Origin of the sequence: Streptomyces sp. NPDC058632, from assembly GCF_042717095.1 — a bacterium.
GTDB lineage: Bacteria > Actinomycetota > Actinomycetes > Streptomycetales > Streptomycetaceae > Streptomyces.
This window is the reverse complement of sequence record NZ_JBHXQZ010000059.1, coordinates 23,374-42,384: the sequence shown is the minus strand read 5'-3', so window position 1 is coordinate 42,384 and position 19,011 is coordinate 23,374. Positions and strand designations below refer to the sequence as shown.

General features: G+C 68.3%; 23 protein-coding genes. 22 read left to right on the top strand and 1 reads right to left on the bottom strand.

Annotated elements, in window-relative coordinates; translation table 11 throughout:
• The first annotated feature begins 1 nt into the window (after position 1).
• The 17 genes from ACFWVE_RS22280 (at position 2) to truA (ending at position 10,907) form a co-directional block, all read left to right on the top strand.
• Positions 2-187, top strand: coding sequence for a type Z 30S ribosomal protein S14 (locus ACFWVE_RS22280; RefSeq protein ID WP_003948630.1), 186 nt, complete (start codon positions 2-4; stop codon positions 185-187).
• A gap of 236 nt (positions 188-423) precedes the next feature.
• Positions 424-822, top strand: a complete 399-nt coding sequence (gene rpsH / locus ACFWVE_RS22275; RefSeq protein WP_013001411.1) for a 30S ribosomal protein S8 — start codon at positions 424-426, stop codon at positions 820-822.
• Between the two features lie 24 nt (positions 823-846).
• Positions 847-1,386: a 50S ribosomal protein L6 gene (gene rplF, locus ACFWVE_RS22270; protein ID WP_042165107.1), complete on the top strand. Its 540-nt coding sequence runs from the start codon at positions 847-849 to the stop codon at positions 1,384-1,386.
• 3 nt (positions 1,387-1,389) lie between these two features.
• Positions 1,390-1,773, top strand: coding sequence for a 50S ribosomal protein L18 (gene rplR, locus ACFWVE_RS22265; RefSeq protein WP_384016564.1), 384 nt, complete (start codon positions 1,390-1,392; stop codon positions 1,771-1,773).
• Positions 1,774-1,840: 67 nt separating this feature from the next.
• Entirely contained in the window at positions 1,841-2,446 is a 606-nt protein-coding gene (gene rpsE, locus ACFWVE_RS22260) for a 30S ribosomal protein S5 (protein WP_007494753.1), read from the top strand.
• A gap of 2 nt (positions 2,447-2,448) precedes the next feature.
• On the top strand, positions 2,449-2,631 hold the full coding sequence (gene rpmD / locus ACFWVE_RS22255) for a 50S ribosomal protein L30 (protein WP_042165115.1): 183 nt from the start codon (positions 2,449-2,451) through the stop codon (positions 2,629-2,631).
• 2 nt (positions 2,632-2,633) lie between these two features.
• The gene (rplO, locus tag ACFWVE_RS22250) at positions 2,634-3,089 is read left to right on the top strand and encodes a 50S ribosomal protein L15 (protein ID WP_307164918.1); all 456 of its coding nucleotides are present in this window, start codon (positions 2,634-2,636) and stop codon (positions 3,087-3,089) included.
• A 233-nt stretch (positions 3,090-3,322) separates the two neighbouring features.
• Positions 3,323-4,636 (top strand): preprotein translocase subunit SecY, encoded by a 1,314-nt coding sequence (gene secY, locus ACFWVE_RS22245; RefSeq protein ID WP_384016559.1) that lies wholly within the window; start codon positions 3,323-3,325, stop codon positions 4,634-4,636.
• Positions 4,636-5,289: an adenylate kinase gene (locus tag ACFWVE_RS22240; RefSeq protein WP_384016556.1), complete on the top strand. Its 654-nt coding sequence runs from the start codon at positions 4,636-4,638 to the stop codon at positions 5,287-5,289. Before secY ends, ACFWVE_RS22240 begins: the two co-directional genes overlap by 1 nt.
• 147 nt (positions 5,290-5,436) lie before the next feature.
• Entirely contained in the window at positions 5,437-6,273 is an 837-nt protein-coding gene (gene map / locus ACFWVE_RS22235; RefSeq protein WP_384016553.1) for a type I methionyl aminopeptidase, read from the top strand.
• 300 nt (positions 6,274-6,573) lie between these two features.
• Entirely contained in the window at positions 6,574-6,795 is a 222-nt protein-coding gene (infA, locus tag ACFWVE_RS22230; RefSeq protein WP_003948620.1) for a translation initiation factor IF-1, read from the top strand.
• Positions 6,796-6,865: 70 nt separating this feature from the next.
• Entirely contained in the window at positions 6,866-6,979 is a 114-nt protein-coding gene (rpmJ, locus tag ACFWVE_RS22225) for a 50S ribosomal protein L36 (protein ID WP_003974245.1), read from the top strand.
• A 206-nt stretch (positions 6,980-7,185) separates the two neighbouring features.
• Positions 7,186-7,566: a 30S ribosomal protein S13 gene (rpsM, locus tag ACFWVE_RS22220; RefSeq protein ID WP_031041520.1), complete on the top strand. Its 381-nt coding sequence runs from the start codon at positions 7,186-7,188 to the stop codon at positions 7,564-7,566.
• Positions 7,567-7,631: 65 nt separating this feature from the next.
• Positions 7,632-8,036 carry a 30S ribosomal protein S11 gene (rpsK, locus tag ACFWVE_RS22215; RefSeq protein WP_003956432.1) on the top strand — a complete coding sequence of 135 codons (405 nt, stop codon included), beginning with the start codon at positions 7,632-7,634 and terminating at the stop codon, positions 8,034-8,036.
• A gap of 151 nt (positions 8,037-8,187) precedes the next feature.
• Positions 8,188-9,210 (top strand): DNA-directed RNA polymerase subunit alpha, encoded by a 1,023-nt coding sequence (locus ACFWVE_RS22210; protein ID WP_042165128.1) that lies wholly within the window; start codon positions 8,188-8,190, stop codon positions 9,208-9,210.
• 206 nt (positions 9,211-9,416) lie between these two features.
• Positions 9,417-9,944, top strand: a complete 528-nt coding sequence (gene rplQ / locus ACFWVE_RS22205; RefSeq protein ID WP_384016548.1) for a 50S ribosomal protein L17 — start codon at positions 9,417-9,419, stop codon at positions 9,942-9,944.
• A 99-nt stretch (positions 9,945-10,043) separates the two neighbouring features.
• Positions 10,044-10,907 carry a tRNA pseudouridine(38-40) synthase TruA gene (gene truA, locus ACFWVE_RS22200; protein WP_384016545.1) on the top strand — a complete coding sequence of 288 codons (864 nt, stop codon included), beginning with the start codon at positions 10,044-10,046 and terminating at the stop codon, positions 10,905-10,907.
• Between the two features lie 37 nt (positions 10,908-10,944).
• On the opposite strand, the gene ACFWVE_RS22195 is transcribed toward truA, so the two are convergent.
• Positions 10,945-11,784, bottom strand: coding sequence for a hypothetical protein (locus ACFWVE_RS22195; protein ID WP_384016542.1), 840 nt, complete (start codon positions 11,782-11,784; stop codon positions 10,945-10,947).
• Between the two features lie 167 nt (positions 11,785-11,951).
• Between ACFWVE_RS22195 and ACFWVE_RS22190 the strand changes: the two genes are divergently transcribed.
• The 5 genes from ACFWVE_RS22190 (at position 11,952) to ACFWVE_RS22170 (ending at position 19,007) form a co-directional block, all read left to right on the top strand.
• On the top strand, positions 11,952-13,160 hold the full coding sequence (locus ACFWVE_RS22190) for a CapA family protein (RefSeq protein WP_384016539.1): 1,209 nt from the start codon (positions 11,952-11,954) through the stop codon (positions 13,158-13,160).
• A 207-nt stretch (positions 13,161-13,367) separates the two neighbouring features.
• Positions 13,368-15,656: a HAMP domain-containing protein gene (locus ACFWVE_RS22185; protein WP_384016587.1), complete on the top strand. Its 2,289-nt coding sequence runs from the start codon at positions 13,368-13,370 to the stop codon at positions 15,654-15,656.
• A 6-nt stretch (positions 15,657-15,662) separates the two neighbouring features.
• Positions 15,663-17,363 (top strand): poly-gamma-glutamate synthase PgsB, encoded by a 1,701-nt coding sequence (gene pgsB / locus ACFWVE_RS22180; protein WP_384016536.1) that lies wholly within the window; start codon positions 15,663-15,665, stop codon positions 17,361-17,363.
• A gap of 54 nt (positions 17,364-17,417) precedes the next feature.
• The gene (locus ACFWVE_RS22175) at positions 17,418-17,900 is read left to right on the top strand and encodes a poly-gamma-glutamate biosynthesis protein PgsC/CapC (protein ID WP_055592185.1); all 483 of its coding nucleotides are present in this window, start codon (positions 17,418-17,420) and stop codon (positions 17,898-17,900) included.
• Between the two features lie 21 nt (positions 17,901-17,921).
• On the top strand, positions 17,922-19,007 hold the full coding sequence (locus tag ACFWVE_RS22170; protein ID WP_384016532.1) for an NlpC/P60 family protein: 1,086 nt from the start codon (positions 17,922-17,924) through the stop codon (positions 19,005-19,007).
• The last annotated feature ends 4 nt before the right edge of the window (positions 19,008-19,011 follow it).

The following is a 19,011-nucleotide window of genomic DNA, read 5'->3' as shown; positions in this document are numbered from 1 at the left end:
GATGGCGAAGAAGGCTCTCATCGCGAAGGCTGCTCGCAAGCCCAAGTTCGGAGTGCGCGGCTACACCCGTTGCCAGCGCTGCGGTCGTCCGCACTCCGTGTACCGCAAGTTCGGCCTGTGCCGCGTGTGCCTTCGTGAGATGGCTCACCGTGGCGAGCTGCCGGGCGTGACCAAGAGCTCCTGGTAATCCGGTAGTTCCGGACTCCCAGGGCTCTCGGTAAGCAAGGGGAACGGCAGGAGGCCCGCTCCGCATGGCTTAGGCTAGTGGGGTTGGGCACCTGCCGTGCCCGGACGCACGCGGGCTTGCCCGCTAATGTTTGCTTACTACGCCGTAGGTCCACCGCGCCGCACCCGTCCCGTCTCGGATCGGGGAGAGGGATGGCGCACCAGGAAACCACGGCGAGAGAGGCCGAAGGCCAATTCATGACCATGACTGATCCGATCGCAGACATGCTGACTCGTCTGCGGAACGCGAACTCGGCGTACCACGACTCCGTGACGATGCCGGCATCCAAGATCAAGTCTCACATCGCGGAGATCCTCCAGCAGGAGGGCTTCATCACGGGCTGGAAGGTCGAGGACGCCGAGGTCGGCAAGAACCTCGTCCTGGAGCTGAAGTTCGGCCCCAACCGTGAGCGCTCCATCGCGGGCATCAAGCGGATCTCCAAGCCCGGTCTCCGGGTGTACGCGAAGTCCACCTCCCTGCCGAAGGTGCTGGGCGGCCTCGGCGTGGCGATCATCTCCACGTCGCACGGGCTCCTCACCGACAAGCAGGCCGGCAAGAAGGGCGTGGGTGGGGAAGTCCTCGCCTACGTCTGGTAGCAGAAGGGAACGGAGGAAACAGCTATGTCGCGCATCGGCAAGCTCCCCATCGCGGTTCCCGCCGGCGTGGACGTCACCATCGACGGCCGTACGGTCGCGGTCAAGGGCCCGAAGGGCACGCTGACCCACACCGTCGTGGCGCCGATCGAGATCGCCAAGGGCGAGGACGGCGTGCTGAGCGTCACCCGCCCCAACGACGAGCGTCAGAACAAGGCCCTCCACGGCCTGTCCCGCACGCTGGTGGCGAACATGATCACCGGCGTGACCCAGGGTTACGTGAAGAAGCTCGAGATCAGCGGTGTCGGTTACCGCGTGCTCGCCAAGGGTTCGAACCTGGAGTTCTCTCTCGGTTACAGCCACTCGATTCTGGTCGAGGCCCCCGAGGGCATCACCTTCAAGGTGGAGTCCCCGACCCGTTTCTCGGTCGAGGGCATCGACAAGCAGAAGGTCGGCGAGGTTGCGGCGAACATCCGCAAGCTGCGCAAGCCCGACCCGTACAAGGCCAAGGGCGTCAAGTACGAGGGCGAAGTCATCCGGCGCAAGGTCGGAAAGGCGGGTAAGTAAGCCATGGCATACGGGCAGAAGATCCTCAAGGGCGACGCCTACAAGCGTGCTGCTATCAAGCGTCGTCACATCCGGATCCGCAAGAATGTCTCTGGTACCGCCGAGCGTCCTCGCTTGGTCGTGACCCGCTCCAACCGCCACATCGTGGCGCAGGTGATCGACGACCTGAAGGGTCACACCCTGGCGTCGGCGTCCACGCTGGACGCATCGATCCGCGGTGGCGAGGGCGACAAGTCCTCGCAGGCCAAGCAGGTCGGTGCCCTGGTCGCGGAGCGCGCCAAGGCCGCCGGCGTCGAGGCTGTCGTATTCGACCGCGGTGGTAACCAGTACGCGGGGCGCATCGCCGCCCTGGCGGACGCCGCTCGCGAAGCCGGGCTCAAGTTCTAGAGCCGCCCGTCGCGGCAGCGACTTGTCGCTGCCGCGTAGCTAGCGGAAACAGAGAGAGGTAATTCCAATGGCTGGACCCCAGCGCCGCGGTGGCGGTGCCGGTGGCGGCGAGCGGCGGGACCGGAAGGGCCGTGACGGCGGCGCAGCTGCCGCCGAGAAGACCGCATACGTTGAGCGCGTCGTCGCGATCAACCGTGTCGCCAAGGTTGTGAAGGGTGGTCGTCGCTTCAGCTTCACCGCGCTGGTCGTGGTGGGCGACGGTGACGGCACCGTGGGTGTCGGATACGGCAAGGCCAAGGAGGTGCCGGCCGCCATCGCCAAGGGTGTTGAGGAGGCCAAGAAGCACTTCTTCAAGGTCCCCCGCATCCAGGGCACCATCCCGCACCCGATCCAGGGTGAGAAGGCTGCCGGCGTCGTGCTGCTCAAGCCCGCGTCCCCGGGTACCGGTGTTATCGCCGGTGGTCCGGTGCGTGCCGTGCTCGAGTGCGCCGGTATCCACGACATCCTGTCGAAGTCGCTCGGCTCCGACAACGCGATCAACATCGTGCACGCGACCGTGGCGGCCCTCAAGGGCCTGCAGCGTCCCGAGGAGGTCGCGGCCCGCCGCGGTCTGCCGCTCGAGGACGTCGCCCCCGCGGCTCTCCTCCGTGCGCGTGCCGGGGCGGGTGCGTAATCGTGGCGCAGCTCAGGATTACGCAGGTCAAGTCCTACATCGGTAGCAAGCAGAACCACCGCGACACCCTGCGTTCGCTGGGCCTGAAGAGGCTCAACGACGTGGTCGTCAAGGAGGATCGTCCCGAGTTCCGCGGCATGGTGCACACCGTCCGCCACCTCGTGACGGTCGAGGAGGTCGACTGATCATGGCGGAAAACAACCCGCTCAAGATCCACAACCTCCGTCCCGCCCCGGGTGCCAAGACCGCCAAGACCCGTGTGGGTCGTGGCGAGGCGTCCAAGGGTAAGACGGCCGGTCGTGGTACGAAGGGCACCAAGGCCCGTTACCAGGTTCCGGAGCGCTTCGAGGGTGGCCAGATGCCCCTCCACATGCGCCTCCCGAAGCTGAAGGGCTTCAGGAACCCGTTCAAGACCGAGTTCCAGGTCGTGAACCTCGACAAGCTGGCCGCGCTCTACCCCGAGGGTGGCGAGGTCACCGTCGAGGGTCTGGTGGCCAAGGGGGCGGTTCGCAAGAACAGCCTCGTCAAGGTCCTCGGCCAGGGCGAGATCTCCGTGGCGCTGCAGGTGACGGTCGACGCCGTCTCCGGCTCCGCGAAGGAGAAGATCACCGCCGCCGGCGGTACCGTCACCGAGCTCGTCTGAACCACTCAGGCGTGCCGATGACTTGAGCGATCCCGACCGGGGATACCCCACATATGGGGTATCCCCGGTCGGTCGTTCCTAGGGCGGTGGTCTCGCCGGTAAGGTGGCCTGCACTGCCCACTTTCCCCGGGCGCCCCACACGGGCACTCTGGACGGAAGTAGACCGTTACTTATTCGTCGAACCTCAAGACCACCACCCTTGACGCGGTTGCGCGGGGGTCGCAGGAGGCACCGTGCTCACCGCGTTCGCCCGGGCGTTCAAGACGCCCGACCTGCGCAAGAAACTGCTGTTCACGCTCGGTATCATCGTGGTGTACCGGATCGGTACGAACGTGCCGGTCCCCGGTGTCGACTACCGGAACGTGCAGACCTGTATCGACGCGGCCCAGGCGAACCAGGGCCTGTTCGGGCTGGTCAACATGTTCAGCGGCGGCGCGCTGCTGCAGATCACGGTCTTCGCACTGGGCATCATGCCGTACATCACGGCGAGCATCATTCTGCAGCTGCTGACCGTGGTGATCCCGCGGCTGGAGGCCCTGAAGAAGGAGGGCCAGGCCGGTACCGCGAAGATCACGCAGTACACCCGTTACCTGACGGTGGCGCTCGCCATCCTGCAGGGCACCGGCCTGGTGGCCACCGCCCGCAGTGGCGCGCTCTTCCAGGGCTGCCCGGTGGCGAGCGAGATCGTCCCCGACCAGTCCATGTTCGTGACCATCACCATGGTCATCACCATGACCGCCGGCACGGCCGCCGTCATGTGGCTCGGTGAGCTGATCACCGACCGCGGCATCGGCAACGGCATGTCGATGCTGATGTTCATCTCGATCGCCGCCACCTTCCCCTCCGCCCTGTGGGCCATCAAGGAGCAGGGCAGCCTGGCGGACGGCTGGATCGAGTTCGGCACGGTCATGCTCGTCGGTCTGGTCATGGTCGGCCTGGTCGTCTTCGTCGAGCAGGCCCAGCGCCGGATTCCCGTGCAGTACGCCAAGCGCATGATCGGCCGTCGTTCCTACGGCGGTACGTCGACCTACATCCCGCTCAAGGTGAACCAGGCGGGTGTCATCCCCGTCATCTTCGCCTCGTCGCTGCTCTACATTCCGGCGCTGATCGTCCAGTTCTCCAGCTCCACCTCGGGCTGGGCGACGTGGGTGACGAAGAACCTCGCCGACACCGGCGCCACGATGCACATCATTCTGTACTTCTTCTTGATCGTGTTCTTCGCGTTCTTCTATGTGGCGATTACCTTCAACCCCGAAGAAGTCGCCGACAACATGAAGAAGTATGGTGGTTTCATCCCGGGCATCCGGGCTGGCCGACCGACCGCTGAGTACCTGAGTTACGTACTCAACCGGATCACCTGGCCGGGTTCGCTGTACTTGGGTCTGATCTCTCTCGTGCCGACGATGGCGTTGGCCGGTTTCGGGGCAAACCAGAACTTCCCGTTCGGCGGGACCAGCATCCTCATCATCGTGGGTGTCGGTCTCGAGACGGTGAGGCAGATCGAGAGCCAGCTCCAGCAGCGCAATTACGAAGGGTTCCTCCGCTGATGCGAATCGTCCTCGTCGGGCCGCCCGGTGCTGGGAAAGGCACGCAGGCCACCCGCCTAGCCGAGAAGCTGAGCATCCCCCACATCTCCACCGGCGACCTGTTCCGCGCCAACATCAGCCGGCAGACCGAGCTGGGCAAGCTCGCGAAGTCCTACATCGACGCGGGCAACCTGGTACCGGACGAGGTCACCATCGCCATGGCGAAGGACCGCATGGAGCAGCCGGACGCCGAGGGCGGCTTCCTGCTGGACGGCTTCCCGAGGAACGTCTCCCAGGCCGAGTCCCTGGACGAGTTGCTGGAGACCGAGGGCATCACGCTCGACGCGGTGCTGGACCTGGAGGCCCCCGAGGCCGAGGTGGTCAAGCGGATCGCCGGGCGCCGGATCTGCCGCAAGGACTCCAGCCACGTCTTCCACGTGACGTACAGCAAGCCGGAGCAGGAGGGCGTCTGCGACGTCTGCGGCGGCGAGCTGTACCAGCGCGGCGACGACTCCGAGGAGACGGTGCGCACCCGGCTGGAGGTCTACCACACGCAGACCGAGCCGATCATCGACTACTACAAGGCCCAGGGCCTCGTGGTGACGATCCAGGCGACGGGCCCGGTCGACGAGGTCACCGGGCGTGCGCTGGAGGCGCTCAAGCACGAGAAGTAGCCGTGCCCGTCCGGCCGCGGTTCCCTGCGGGGGCCGCGGCCGACGTGTGCGCGGTGGGCGTGAGTACGGGGGAGCGGGTGCGGACGCCGTCCCCCGTATCGTTGACGGTGTCCGTACTCCTTCCGGTCCAGAAAGGCCGTCGTCCTCATGGTGCAGATCAAGACCCCCGAGCAGATCGCCAAGATGCGTGAGGCGGGGCTGGTGGTCGCTGCCATTCACGCGGCCACCCGGGAGGCGGCCGTACCCGGAGCCACGACGAAGGATCTGGACCAGGTCGCCCGCAAGGTGCTCGCGGAGCACAACGCGAAGCCGAACTTCCTCGGCTACGGCGGCTTCCCCGCGACGATCTGCACCTCCGCCAACGAGGTCGTCGTCCACGGCATCCCCTCCGACGACGTCGTCCTCAAGGACGGCGACATCATCTCCATCGACTGCGGCGCCATCATCGACGGCTGGCACGGCGACGCGGCCTACACGGCCTTCGTCGGGTCGGGGCACGCGCCGGAGCTGGTCGAGCTGTCCCGGGTGACCGAGGAGTCGATGTGGGCCGGCATCGCGGCCATGAAGCTCGGCAACCGGCTGGTCGACGTCTCCCGCGCCATCGAGACCTACATCCGCCGGCAGCCGAAGCCGGGCGGCGGACGCTACGGGATCATCGAGGACTACGGCGGCCACGGCATCGGCACCGAGATGCACATGGACCCGCACCTGCTGAACTACGTGGACCGCCGCCGGGGCAAGGGGCCCAAGCTGGTCCCGGGCTTCTGCCTCGCCATCGAGCCGATGGTCGCGCTGGGCACCGCGAAGACGCGGGTGCTGGAGGACGACTGGACCGTGATCACGACGGACGGCACCTGGTCCTCGCACTGGGAGCACTCGGTCGCGCTGACGGAGGCGGGTCCGCTGGTGCTGACCGCTCCGGACGGGGGGAAGGCGAAGCTCGCCGAGTACGGGATCACGGTGGCGCCGGACCCGCTCGCCTGACGACGGGCCTTCGCCGCGACCGCCTGCCGGGGCCGGCCCAGCCGCTCGAGGCCGGTGAGGCGCCCCGGGCGCCGAGCCCGTGTGGACCGTGATCACGACGGAGGGCACTTGTACAAGCCCACGGGTTAAGGATCTCGTGGGTGGGGCAGACTTTCTCGATTCGTCTTTCCGGGAGCCCTGACGTAGACTGACTCGTCGGCTCTTGTGCACCCGCATGCCTGCACCCGCGTCCATGGACGCGGGTCCGTGTGTAGGGTGCGCAGCTGAGTCGATCAAGGTAGTCGATTCGAAGGGCGAAGCGTGGCCAAGAAGCAAGGTGCCATCGAGATCGAGGGCACTGTCGTCGAGTCTCTTCCGAACGCCATGTTCAAGGTTGAGCTCCAGAACGGCCACCAGGTCCTGGCGCACATCAGCGGCAAGATGCGTATGCACTACATCCGTATCCTCCCTGACGACCGGGTCGTGGTGGAGCTCTCTCCGTACGACCTGACGCGTGGTCGGATCGTCTACCGGTACAAGTGAGCAAGTAGATCTTGCCCCTTCCCCCGTGATGCGGGTGTGGGGGCACTGAGCCCGGAGAACTTCACATCCCATGAAGGTCAAGCCGAGCGTCAAGAAGATCTGCGACAAGTGCAGGGTGATCCGCCGTCACGGCCGGGTCATGGTTATCTGCGACAACCCGCGCCACAAGCAGCGCCAGGGCTGACCCGCACGATCCACCCTCTGTGACTTTCCGCAGAACTTCGCGCGACGCGAGCAACACACGTTCATACGCAGGACCCGAGCCCACGGCTCGACACCCCCGGCTCGGAGGCTGGGGACCCAGTCCGTACCAAATCGCCGAAGCGGGCGAGGCCGGCGGCTGGGAGACGGTCCTGTGGAAGACCTCCGACAACAAACTGGAGCCATTGAATGGCACGCGTTTCCGGTGTTGACATCCCGCGCGAAAAGCGCGTGGAGATCGCCCTCACCTACGTGTTCGGCATCGGCCGAACCCTTTCGCAGCAGACGCTGGCCGCTGTCGGCGTCGACCCGAACACCCGCGTTCGCGACCTCTCCGAGGAGCAGCTCGTCGCGATCCGTGAGTTCGTCGACAACAACATCAAGACCGAGGGTGACCTCCGTCGCGAGATCCAGGCCGACATCCGCCGCAAGGTCGAGATCGGTACCTACCAGGGTCTGCGTCACCGTCGCGGTCTGCCCGTCCGCGGTCAGCGCACCAGCACCAACGCGCGTACCCGCAAGGGCCCGCGTCGCGCCATCGCCGGCAAGAAGAAGCCGGGCAAGAAGTAGTCCGCAGCGGACACCTGTCCACGGTCTTCGCTGAAGGACCGACCACCTCCCGTAGGAGTTAGTAGATGCCCCCCAAGGGACGTCAGGGCGCTGCCAAGAAGGTGCGCCGCAAGGAAAAGAAGAACGTCGCTCACGGCCACGCGCACATCAAGAGCACGTTCAACAACACGATCGTCTCCATCACGGACCCGTCCGGCAACGTGATCTCCTGGGCCTCCGCCGGCCACGTCGGCTTCAAGGGCTCCCGGAAGTCCACGCCGTTCGCCGCGCAGATGGCCGCCGAGTCGGCTGCCCGTCGCGCCCAGGAGCACGGCATGCGCAAGGTCGACGTGTTCGTCAAGGGCCCGGGTTCCGGTCGTGAGACCGCCATCCGTTCGCTCCAGGCGACCGGCCTCGAGGTCGGCTCCATCCAGGACGTCACCCCGACCCCGCACAACGGCTGCCGCCCGCCGAAGCGTCGTCGCGTCTGATTCGTCCGCGTCACGCGGGCAGTGATTTTTCGGGCGGTACGTTCCGTATACGGGCCGTACCGCCCGTACCCTTGCAGTGCCCGCACTCCTCACCGGGTGCGGTTTCCGTCGGACGTCAAATAGCGGGCGTCCACGAAAGAAGGATCCACACATGCTGATCGCTCAGCGTCCCTCGTTGACCGAAGAGGTCGTCGACGAGTTCCGGTCCCGGTTCGTGATCGAGCCGCTGGAGCCGGGCTTCGGCTACACCCTCGGCAACTCCCTCCGCCGCACCCTCCTGTCGTCGATCCCCGGCGCTGCTGTCACCAGCATCCGCATCGACGGCGTCCTGCACGAGTTCACCACCGTGCCCGGCGTCAAGGAGGACGTCACCGACCTGATCCTCAACATCAAGCAGCTGGTCGTCTCCTCCGAGCACGACGAGCCCGTGGTGATGTACCTGCGCAAGCAGGGCCCGGGTCAGGTCACCGCCGCCGACATCGCGCCCCCGGCCGGTGTCGAGGTGCACAACCCCGACCTCGTCCTCGCCACGCTCAACGGCAAGGGCAAGCTGGAGATGGAGCTGACCGTCGAGCGCGGTCGCGGCTACGTCTCCGCCGTGCAGAACAAGCAGGTGGGCCAGGAGATCGGCCGTATCCCGGTCGACTCCATCTACAGCCCCGTGCTGAAGGTCACGTACAAGGTCGAGGCGACCCGTGTCGAGCAGCGCACCGACTTCGACAAGCTGATCGTCGACGTCGAGACCAAGCAGGCCATGCGTCCGCGTGACGCCATGGCGTCGGCCGGCAAGACCCTGGTCGAGCTGTTCGGGCTGGCCCGCGAGCTCAACATCGACGCCGAGGGCATCGACATGGGCCCGTCCCCGACGGACGCCGCTCTCGCCGCCGATCTGGCGCTGCCGATCGAGGAGCTCGAGCTCACCGTCCGCTCGTACAACTGCCTCAAGCGCGAGGGCATCCACTCCGTGGGTGAGCTCGTCGCCCGCTCCGAGGCCGACCTCCTCGACATCCGCAACTTCGGTGCGAAGTCGATCGACGAGGTCAAGGCGAAGCTGGCCGGCATGAGCCTGGCTCTGAAGGACAGCCCGCCCGGATTCGACCCCACCGCTGCCGCGGACGCCTTCGGGGCGGACGACGACGCGGACGCCGGGTTCGTCGAGACCGAGCAGTACTGAGAGCTCGGGCCTTCCGGTCCGTACTCGGGTGCGGGTGCGCTGTGGCTTGTCGCGCCCACGCGACGGAGTCGCATATCGGCACCGCCCCGCGCCCCCTCCGGACGGGCCCCTTCGGGGCCCTGTCCGGATCTCCGACAGGCGACCGCCTGCTCGGATACTGACCCCGGTACCTGATACGGCCGGGGCAGACACCTAGGAGAGACACCATGCCGAAGCCCACCAAGGGTGCCCGTATGGGCGGCAGCGCCGCGCACGAGAAGCTGCTCCTCGCGAACCTCGCGAAGGCGCTCTTCGAGCACGGCCGGATCACCACCACCGAGGCGAAGGCGCGCAAGCTGCGTCCGTACGCCGAGCGTCTGGTCACCAAGGCGAAGAAGGGCGACCTTCACAACCGCCGCCAGGTGCTCCAGGTCATCACGGACAAGAGCATCGTGCACACGCTCTTCACCGAGATCGGCCCGCGGTACGAGAACCGGCCGGGTGGCTACACCCGCATCACCAAGATCGGCAACCGCCGTGGCGACAACGCGCCCATGGCCGTCATCGAGCTGGTCGAGGCCCTGACGGTCGCCCAGGAGGCCACCGGCGAGGCCGAGGCCGCGACCAAGCGCGCGGTCAAGGAAGACGCCCTCACGAAGGACGAGGCCACCGAGGCCCCGGCCGAGGACGCCAAGGCCGACCTGGCCAAGGACGAGGCCGCCGAGGCCCCGTCCGAGGACGCCAAGGACGCCTGAGGCAGCACTGCTTCACGTTGAGCGGGTCCGCCCTTGTGAGGGCGGGCCCGCTTTTCGTATGCCTGCTGCCCGATGCTGTACGCCTGAGAGGATCTGTACGTGAGTGACGAAGTGCAGCCCGGACACGTCCGTATCCGTCTCGATCTCTCCTACGACGGGGCCGGGTTCTCCGGCTGGGCCAAGCAGGCCGGGGGCCGGCGGACCGTGCAGGGGGAGATCGAGGACGCCCTGCGGACCGTCACCCGGTCCGGGGAGACGACGTACGAACTGACCGTGGCCGGACGGACCGATGCCGGGGTGCACGCCCGCGGCCAGGTGGCCCATGTCGACCTCCCGGCCGAGCTGTGGGAGCGGCACAGGGAGAAGCTGCTCAAGCGGCTCGCCGGACGGCTGGCGCGCGATGTGCGCATCTGGTCCCTCGCCGAGGCCCCCGCGGGGTTCAACGCCCGTTTCTCCGCGATCTGGAGACGCTACGCGTACCGCGTCACCGACCACCCCGGCGGTGTGGATCCGTTGCTGCGGGGCCATGTGCTCTGGCACGACTGGCCCCTCGACGTCGACGCCATGAACGAGGCGGCGGGGGGACTTCTGGGGGAACACGACTTCGCCGCGTACTGCAAGCGGCGGGAGGGCGCGACGACGATCCGTACGCTCCAGGAGCTGAGCCTGGTGCGCGGCACGGACGGGGTGATCACGGCGACGGTCCGGGCCGACGCCTTCTGCCACAACATGGTGCGCTCGCTGATCGGGGCGCTGCTGTTCGTCGGCGACGGCCACCGCGCGCCCGACTGGCCGGGCAAGGTCCTGGCGGCGGGCGTACGGGACTCCGCGGTGCACGTCGTGCGCCCGCACGGGCTGACCCTGGAGGAGGTCGGCTATCCGTCCGACGACCTCCTGGCCGCCCGTTCCAAGGAGGCCCGCAACAGGCGCTCACTGCCGGCCCCACCGGCCCGGTGCTGCTGACCCCGGGCCGGGCCCGGCTCTCCGCCCGACTTTCCGCTCAGTTCCCGGCTCCTTCCTCCGCCCAGGTCGTGAGCAGTTCCGACAGGGCGTCCACGACCTCCTGGGAGTCGGGTCCCTCGCCGCGGCCGTCCGGGGCGAGTTCCAGGTGCAGGAAGGTCGCGTGGTGCTGCTGCGCGGCCTTGCCCTGGACGTTGGTGGTGCCCTCCAGGGGGCAGCGGGCCGACCAGCCACGGCAGACCCGCAGCCTGTCCGTCTCCAGGTGGTCGGCCAGGGTGGATGCCTCGCCGGGCGCGCTCTGCGCGGCGCCACTGGAGAGGATCGCGTCGTAGCGCTTCACGGAGGACTCGGCGAAGCCGTGCAGCTGGATGCCGGGTACCCCGCGCTTCTGCAACTCCACGACGATCGTGTGGAAGGCGCTGTCCTCGCGGTGGGCCACATCGGCGACGGCGCTGCCGTCGTCGCCCTCGCCGTCGCCCGCCCGGCGGTGGGCGCCGGCCAGGACGAGCGCACCGCCCGGGTTGTCCTCCAGGAGCCGTACGCCGAGCGCCTCGGTCTCCCGGTCGGCGACGGGGTGCGGCACCTGCGCGTTCCAGCGGACGGCGGAGTCGGCGTTCAGATACAGCCGCCCCCAGTGCGCGCTCGCGCCCTTGCCCGAGGCCGCGACCTCGTCGTAGCGCCGGCCGGTCGAGGTGTCGGTGAGCCGGGTGACACGCAGGCCGATGGGGGCGAGGAGTTCGTCGGCCTTGTGCGCGTCGTGATCGAGGAGCCGTCCGATGCCACGGGCGAGCCGGTCGCGCTGGCCGGCGTCGGGGGGAATGTAGGAACCGTCGCGCTCGAAGGTCTCCGTGTAGGTGAGGACACGGCTGCGGAGGTCCACCAACTCCCTTGCTGGCGGAACGGTTTCCTCCGATTTCTCTCCGGAGTTTGTTTGGCAACCCGTCATTGTAAGAATAAGGAGCACCAGGGCGATAATCGGAACGAAACGTGACTGTCTTGTAATGGTAATTGGCGTGGGGGATGTACGGACCATGTAAATATGACCAAGTGACACTGTGTAAGTCTCTCCCTAAGGTCCGGGTGGCGGCCACCCTGGTCGCGCTGACCGGTCTCCTGGTCTCGTGCGGTACGGCTGACGGTTCCGTGGAGCCGCAGGCCAAGCCGGGAGGACGTTCCTTCACCGTCGCGGCTGCGGGTGACGTGCTCATCCACCCCGAGCTGGTCGAACAGGCGGCCAAGGATGCGAAGGCGACCGGTGAGGGAGAGAAGGGGCTGGACTTCGGGCCGACGCTCGCCGGGGTGAAGCCTGTCATCAGCAAGGCGGACCTGGCGATCTGTCACATGGAGACCCCCGTGGGCAAGCCCGAGGGTCCCTTCTCGGGATACCCGGAGTTCCTGGTCCCGCCGCAGGTCCTCTCGTCCCTGAAGGATGTGGGTTACGACACCTGCTCGACCGCCTCCAACCACACGTTCGACCATGGGATGGACGGCGTGCGGCGCACGCTGGACGTCATGGACGACGTCGGCCTCGGGCACACCGGATCCGCACGGTCCGAGAAGGAGGCGGCGCGGATCAACATCCGTGACGTCAAGGGCGTCAAGGTCGCGCACCTCTCCTACTCATGGGAGTCGTTCGTCCACCCGGTGCCCGAGAAGCAGCGCTGGGCATTCAAGAAGACCGACCTGGCGGAGATCGAGAAGGCCGAGACCCGAGCCCGTGAACAGGGCGCCGAAGTGGTGCTGCTCTCGATCCACTGGGGCGCCGAGCACTACAACGAGCCGGGTGTCGCGCAACTGAGGCTGGCGGAACGCATCGGCGAGGATACCGGGATCGACCTCGTGATCGGACACCATGCTCACGTCGTCCAGCCGATTCAGAAGGTGAACGGCACCTGGGTCGCCTACAGCCTCGGCAACCATGTGGCCCGGCACTCCTCGCCGACGGGGCTGACCGAGGAGGGGGCCATCGGCTGGTTCGAGTTCGAGGAGACGACCGAGGGCTGGGACGTCTCCGCTCGCTACCGCACCACCCTGGTGGACATTCCGCCGGAGGTGGAGCCCGGTGAGAAGGCTCCCGATGGTGCGGTGCAGGACCTTCGGCTGGTGGACGCCCGGATGATGCTCGACGAGCCGGGCGACCTGTCCGAGGAGCGGCTCGCCCGCTACCGGCTGGCGATCGACCGGACCCGGGGCTTCCTCTACAACCGGGGTGCCCCCGGCGGCGACGGCCTCGAGCAGCTCTCGCTGGAGAAGTGACCGGCCCCACACCCGTAGTTCGCGCCGGGGATGCAACCTTGTCGGCGTTTATCAGTCTATTGAGTGACGACGTCGCATGGCTGCGGTAGCGGTGCGCCGGCGTACGCCCGGCCCTCGCGCAAAGACCAAGGAAGACCACCGGTGACATCGAGCCATGTCGCGCCGCCCTCGGCACAGAAGCGGCGACGCAACCGCAGACGGGCGGACATGCCGCTGCTCGGGGGCATCCGCCCGCCGATCGCGGTGCTGTGCGTACTGATCCTCGCCCTGGCCGGGCTGACCACCCAGGTGCTCGGTCCCGGCAGCGACCGCGTCGTTCCGAAGGCCGTGCTCTCCTCCCAGCAGCACTATGCGGAGGACGGGGCGATCGCACTGCGTGCCTCCATCGACGAGCGGGTCACGGACCTGCGGCGCACCGCGGGCGCGCTGAACGCCGGGAAGCCGGCCGAGCCGGAGGACGTCCTCTCCGACCTCGGCAGGACGTACCAGAAGTGGACCGGCACCACCGTGGTGGACCTGGAGAGCGGGGACGTGCTCGCCGCACGTGGCGAACGCATCCCTCTCGCCTGGCTGGACAAGGACGTTCTCACCGGAAAGAACGCCTTGGTCCCGCGCATGGTGCGGCTGGAGACCGGCGACGTCCGGCTGATGACGATGGTGGTCCTCGACTGGAAGGACCGCCCGCAGCAGCTCCTGATCGCCTCCAACAGCCTGTCCGTACCGCCCATCACGCTCGGCCCGTTCCGCACCATGGCGGTCGTGGCCAAGGACGGCGAGGTGCTCGCGACGGCCGGATTCGAGCAGTCGGAAGCACTCAACTCCGACAAGCAGCGGGAGGAACTCGACTTCCTCCAGAAGCAGATGTCCGACCTGTCCGCGCAGTCGGCCGAGCGGACCGAAGGACACCCCGTCACCGCCAAGGAGCCCGGCTCCCGCGGCTATTCCGGCATCAGCGGGACCCTGGTGGGGGACGACTACAACGGTCGTGTCACCACCGGCGGCTACGCCTCCCTGGCCTCCTCCGACCCCGAGGAGAAGGACAGCGTCGCGGCGGGCCTCGGACTCACGGTCGTGGCCATGCTGCCCGTGGTCGCCGAGCAGAGCGGTGCCACGGGCCGCGAGCTCTACGGACTGATCGCGGCCGGTGCCCTGGTGGTGCTCGGCCTGCTGGCCGCGGCGGTGCTGTGGGCCCGGGTACAGCGGCCCCTGCTGCGGCTGTTCCTGGAGTCCCGCCGACTCGCCCGCGGTGACCTGACCCGTCCCGTCGGTACCTTCCGAGGCGGCGAGGCCGCGCGCATCGGCTCGGCCCTGGAGCGGCTGCGGGGACAGCTCGGCGACTCGGACGGTCCGGGTGACTCCGACGGCGGAAAGGGCACCAAGCGCGGCGGCAGGGCCCGGTTCGGCATCCGGGCGCAGCTCGCGGTGACCGCCGTACTGCTGCTCCTGTGGTGCGTGCCGGTCGGTCTGCTCCTGAACCGCACCGACGACTCGGTCAGCGTGCCCGCCACCATGGTCAACGACCAGCGCGACCGCACCGACCTGGTGTCCGACCGCGTCCGCCGGGCACTGAACGAGGCCCAGGCCGACCTGGTCTCCACCTCCCGTCTCGTCGACGTGGCCGACCGGGACGCCACCGAGAACGTGCTCGAGGACGCCCTGAGCCAGCACACCCGGTACGCGGCGCTGTACGTCGTCGACGCGGGCGGCGAGGTTCTCGTCCGCGCCGGGAGCGACCCGCACGACTGGAGTGACGAGAAGGATCTGCCACTGGTCAGGGTGTCCGGGGAAAACGGCAAAAAGCCGGTGCTCCAGGCCGGCGCGCCGCTGCCGGAGGAGGGCGGCACGCTCGTCGGCGAGGTGCGGATCGAGTTCCTCAACTCACTGCTGAAGCGTCCCGGCCTCGGTGAGGTCCGGGTGGCGGACGCGAAGGGCCGGACCCTCGCCGCCAGCGACGGCTTCCTCGCCTTCGAGGAGCTGCCCCGCGAGGTCCTGACCGACCTGGTCCGGGCGGGCAGTGTGCAGGTCGGCGCCGGACCCGTCGAGAACGGGCTCCTCATCCGCGACGGCGGCAATATCACCGTCGCGGCCGCGGCTCCCTTCAGCGGCGGCGGTGTCGCCGCCGACATCGGCTGGACCGTGGTCAGCTGGCAGAACGCCGACCGCTTCCAGATCACCGCGTACGAGCGGGAGGACCGCAGCGTGCTCGCGGGCCTGCTCGGGCTCGCCGCGATCGTGGTCTGCCTGGGCTGGGTGTACCTGGTGGTCGCCCGGCCGCTGCGCGCCCTCGCCACCAGCGCCGAGAAGCTGGCCGACGGCGAGCTCAAGGCGGTGCTCTACCCCACGTACCACGACGAGGTGGGAGCGGTCGTCCGCAGCCTCGAACTGATCCGCCAGCAGCTCCAGGCCCGCCGGCAGCAGCAGCCCCGCCGACCCGCCGACCCCCGACCCGCCGACCCCCGACCCGGTGAATCCCGGCTCGGCGCCGGAGGAAGGTGACCCGCCGTGCTCTACCTCTACTTCGCACTGCTGATCTGCTGCCTGCTTCTCTTCGCGGCGGGTGTCATCGAGCAGCGCCGGCACTACGCCGCCCTGCACTCGATACCGTCCCGGGTGCTCGTCAACGGCATCCGTGGCAAGTCCTCCATCACCCGGCTGTGCGCCGGTGCCCTGCGCGGCGGTGCCCTGACCACCGTCGCCAAGACGACCGGTACGGCCGCCCGGTTCATCCACCCGGACGCGACCGAGGAGCCGGTCTACCGCAAGTTCGGCATCGCCAACGTGGTGGAGCAGATCGGCATCGTCCGCCGGGCCGCCGCGTACCGGCCCGACGCGCTCGTCATCGAGTGCATGGCAGTCATGCCGGCCCTGCAGGAGGTCAACCAGAGCAAGCTGATCCGCTCGACGATCGGTGTGCTGTGCAACGTCCGTGAGGACCACCTCGCCGAGATGGGTCCCACGCTCGACGACGTGGCCCGTTCGCTGTGCCGCTCGATGCCCCAGGACGGCATCTGCGTCACCGCAGAGAAGGATCGTTTCGACATCCTTCAGGAGGAGGCCGACGCCCGGAACTGCAAGCTGATCTACGCGGACCCCGAGATGGTCACCGACGAGGAGCTGCGGGGCTTCAGCTGGTTCACGTTCAAGGAGAACGTCGCGATTGCCCTGGTCGTGGCCGAACTGCTCGGCGTGGAACGCGAGGTCGCCCTGCAGGGCATGTACGACGCCCCGCCGGACCCGGGTGTGCTCTCCGTGGAGAAGTACGTGACCGAGGAGGGCAAGCGGCTGTCCTTCGCCAACGTCTTCGCGGCCAACGACCCCGAGTCGACGCTGATGAACATCAACCAGCTGCTCGACCTCGGCGCCATCCGCCGCCCGCTGAACGTCGTGATCAACTGCCGCCCGGACCGAGTGGAGCGCAACGGGCAGATGGGCGAGATCATCCCCGACCTCCAGCCGGACAACGTCTTCGTCATCGGGCACCCCGCCAAGAGCGCCATCGACGCCATCCCCGCCGAGTGGCGGGACCGCGCGGTGGACCTGGGCGGTGAACGCCGGGACGCACACGAGTTCATGACGGAACTGCTCGGCCGCATGTCCGACGGCTCCTCGCTCGTCGCCATCGGCAACATCCACGGCCAGGGAGAGGAACTGCTGGAGTACCTGGCCGAGCTCCCCGCGGACGAGACGCCCGACGCGGACCAGCCGGCCGGCCCGGGGCAGCAGACCGGCCCGGAGCGGGCGGCTCAGGGCCCGGCCGCCGCAGTTCCGGCGCAGCAGGCGCCCCGCCTGGACCCGTTCGCCGCCTACCCGACGGCGTACGAGGAGCGCTACCAGGCCTCCCAGACCCAGGAGATCCCCGTCATCCGCCGCCACCTCCTCGCCCAGCAGGCGGCACTCCAGCAGCAGGGGCAACGGGACCGGCACGCCCCCTACGCACAACAGGACCAGTACGAGCAGCGAGGCCAGTACCAGCAGCACGCGCAGCACGAGCGGTATGAGCAGCGCGACCGGTACGCGGAGTCCGAGCAGTACGAGCAGCGGAGCGCACCGCACCCGCCACAGCAGGCGCAGCGCGCTCCGCAGCACGGGCAGTACCAGGAGCACGGGCCCGAGCAGCAGCGCCCGCCGTACCACGACGAGCCCGACGGCGGGCCCTGGTACCCGACCGACGAGGACGGCGGCGGACCGCCTCCGCGTCGCTGAGCCCTCGAGGGCCGACCGCCCTTCTTCTTTCCGCACACCTGCCCGGAGACCCCGTTGATCACCGCCGCACTGACCCCCGAGATGGCCGCTCTGGGCATCGCGATAGGTCTGTTCTTCTCACTGCTGTGCTACCTCACCACCAACCTGTCGCCCGGCGGCATGATCACCCCGGGCTGGCTGGCGCTCACCCTCATCGAGGACCTGCAGCGCGCGGCGATGGTGGTGGGCGTGACGGCCCTGACCTACGCGGGCACCAAGGTGATGCAGCGACTGGTGATTCTGTACGGCAAGCGGCTTTTCGCCGCGGTCGTGCTGCTGGGCGTGCTGCTCCAGGGCACCGTGATGATCGTGCTCTCGCTCGAGTTCCCGCTGCTGTATGGCAACCAGACCCTCGGGTTCATCGTGCCCGGCCTGATCGCCTACCAGATGGTGCGTCAACCCAAGGGGCCCACCCTGCTGGCCACAGGCACCGTGTCGCTCATGGCCTACATCGTCATCGCCGCCGGCCTGCTGCTCGGCGTCATGCCCACTGTCTGACAACAACCGAGGAGCATTCCGATGGCAGGGAAAGGGAAGAAGAAGACGCGCCACATCGTCCCCGGGCTGGTGGTGCTCACGCTCGTCGCGGCCTCCGGCTACCTCACCGTGGAGCTGCGCAAGCAGGAGGCGCCCGGGGCCACCGAGGTCCGCAACGTCGGTGTCCTGGACGGCACCGGCGGGTCCGGGGGCGGGGCGGACGACAGCAAGGCGACGTGGTCCCGGCTGGAGAACCCGGCGCGCTCGGTGCTGCGCGGCGGCGACGGACAGATCGCGGCGGTCCTCACCGACGGGTCGCGCACCGCGACGCTGACCGGAAAGGCCCGCACCTTCCAGGAGCCGGCGGCGACCACCTCCAAGGTGTCCACCCGGGACTGGGTCCGGCTCATGCCCGAGGAGTGGAAGAAGGGCGCGGAGAAGGAGCAGTGGTTCAAGGACTGGTACGCCGAGAACAAGGACAGCGAGGAGGACGACCTCTTCGCGTTCGCCTTCCAGTACGTGGCCGGCGCCCCGGACAAGAAGGACGAGCAGGGCACGCTCTACGCCGGTGACGCCGATTTCGGCCCGCTGAACACCAGCGGCGCGGAAGGCGACGACCTGCGCCTGGAACAGTCCGACTTCTACGACTTCCTCGGTGTCCAGTACCCGTTCCGGGATGGTGTCGTCGGGGCGCCGGAGACCATGCGGGCCAGGGCCCTGGACTGCTCCGGCTTCATCCGCATGGTGCTCGGCTACCGTGCCCGCTACCCGCTGATGTCCTCGGACGACTCCTCCGGCGACGGGCTGCCTCGCACCGCCAACGGTATGGCCCGTTCCAAGGTGGGCGCCGATGTGCTCCCGCTGGCCGGGGTGGCTGCGGAGGACCGGCCCGCCAACATCGACCAACTGCAGCCCGGAGACCTCGTCTTCTTCAAGCTCGACGCGCGGACCAAGGACCGGCTGGACCACGTGGGCATGGTGCTCGGCTACGACACCGAGGGCCATCTGGTCTTCGTCTCCAGCCGCGAGGAGGTCAACGGCCCGACCATCGGCGACATCGGCGGCGTCTCCCGGCTGGACGGCAACGGCTACTACGCGAAGACGCTGCGCAGCGCGAAGCGGCTGTGAGGCG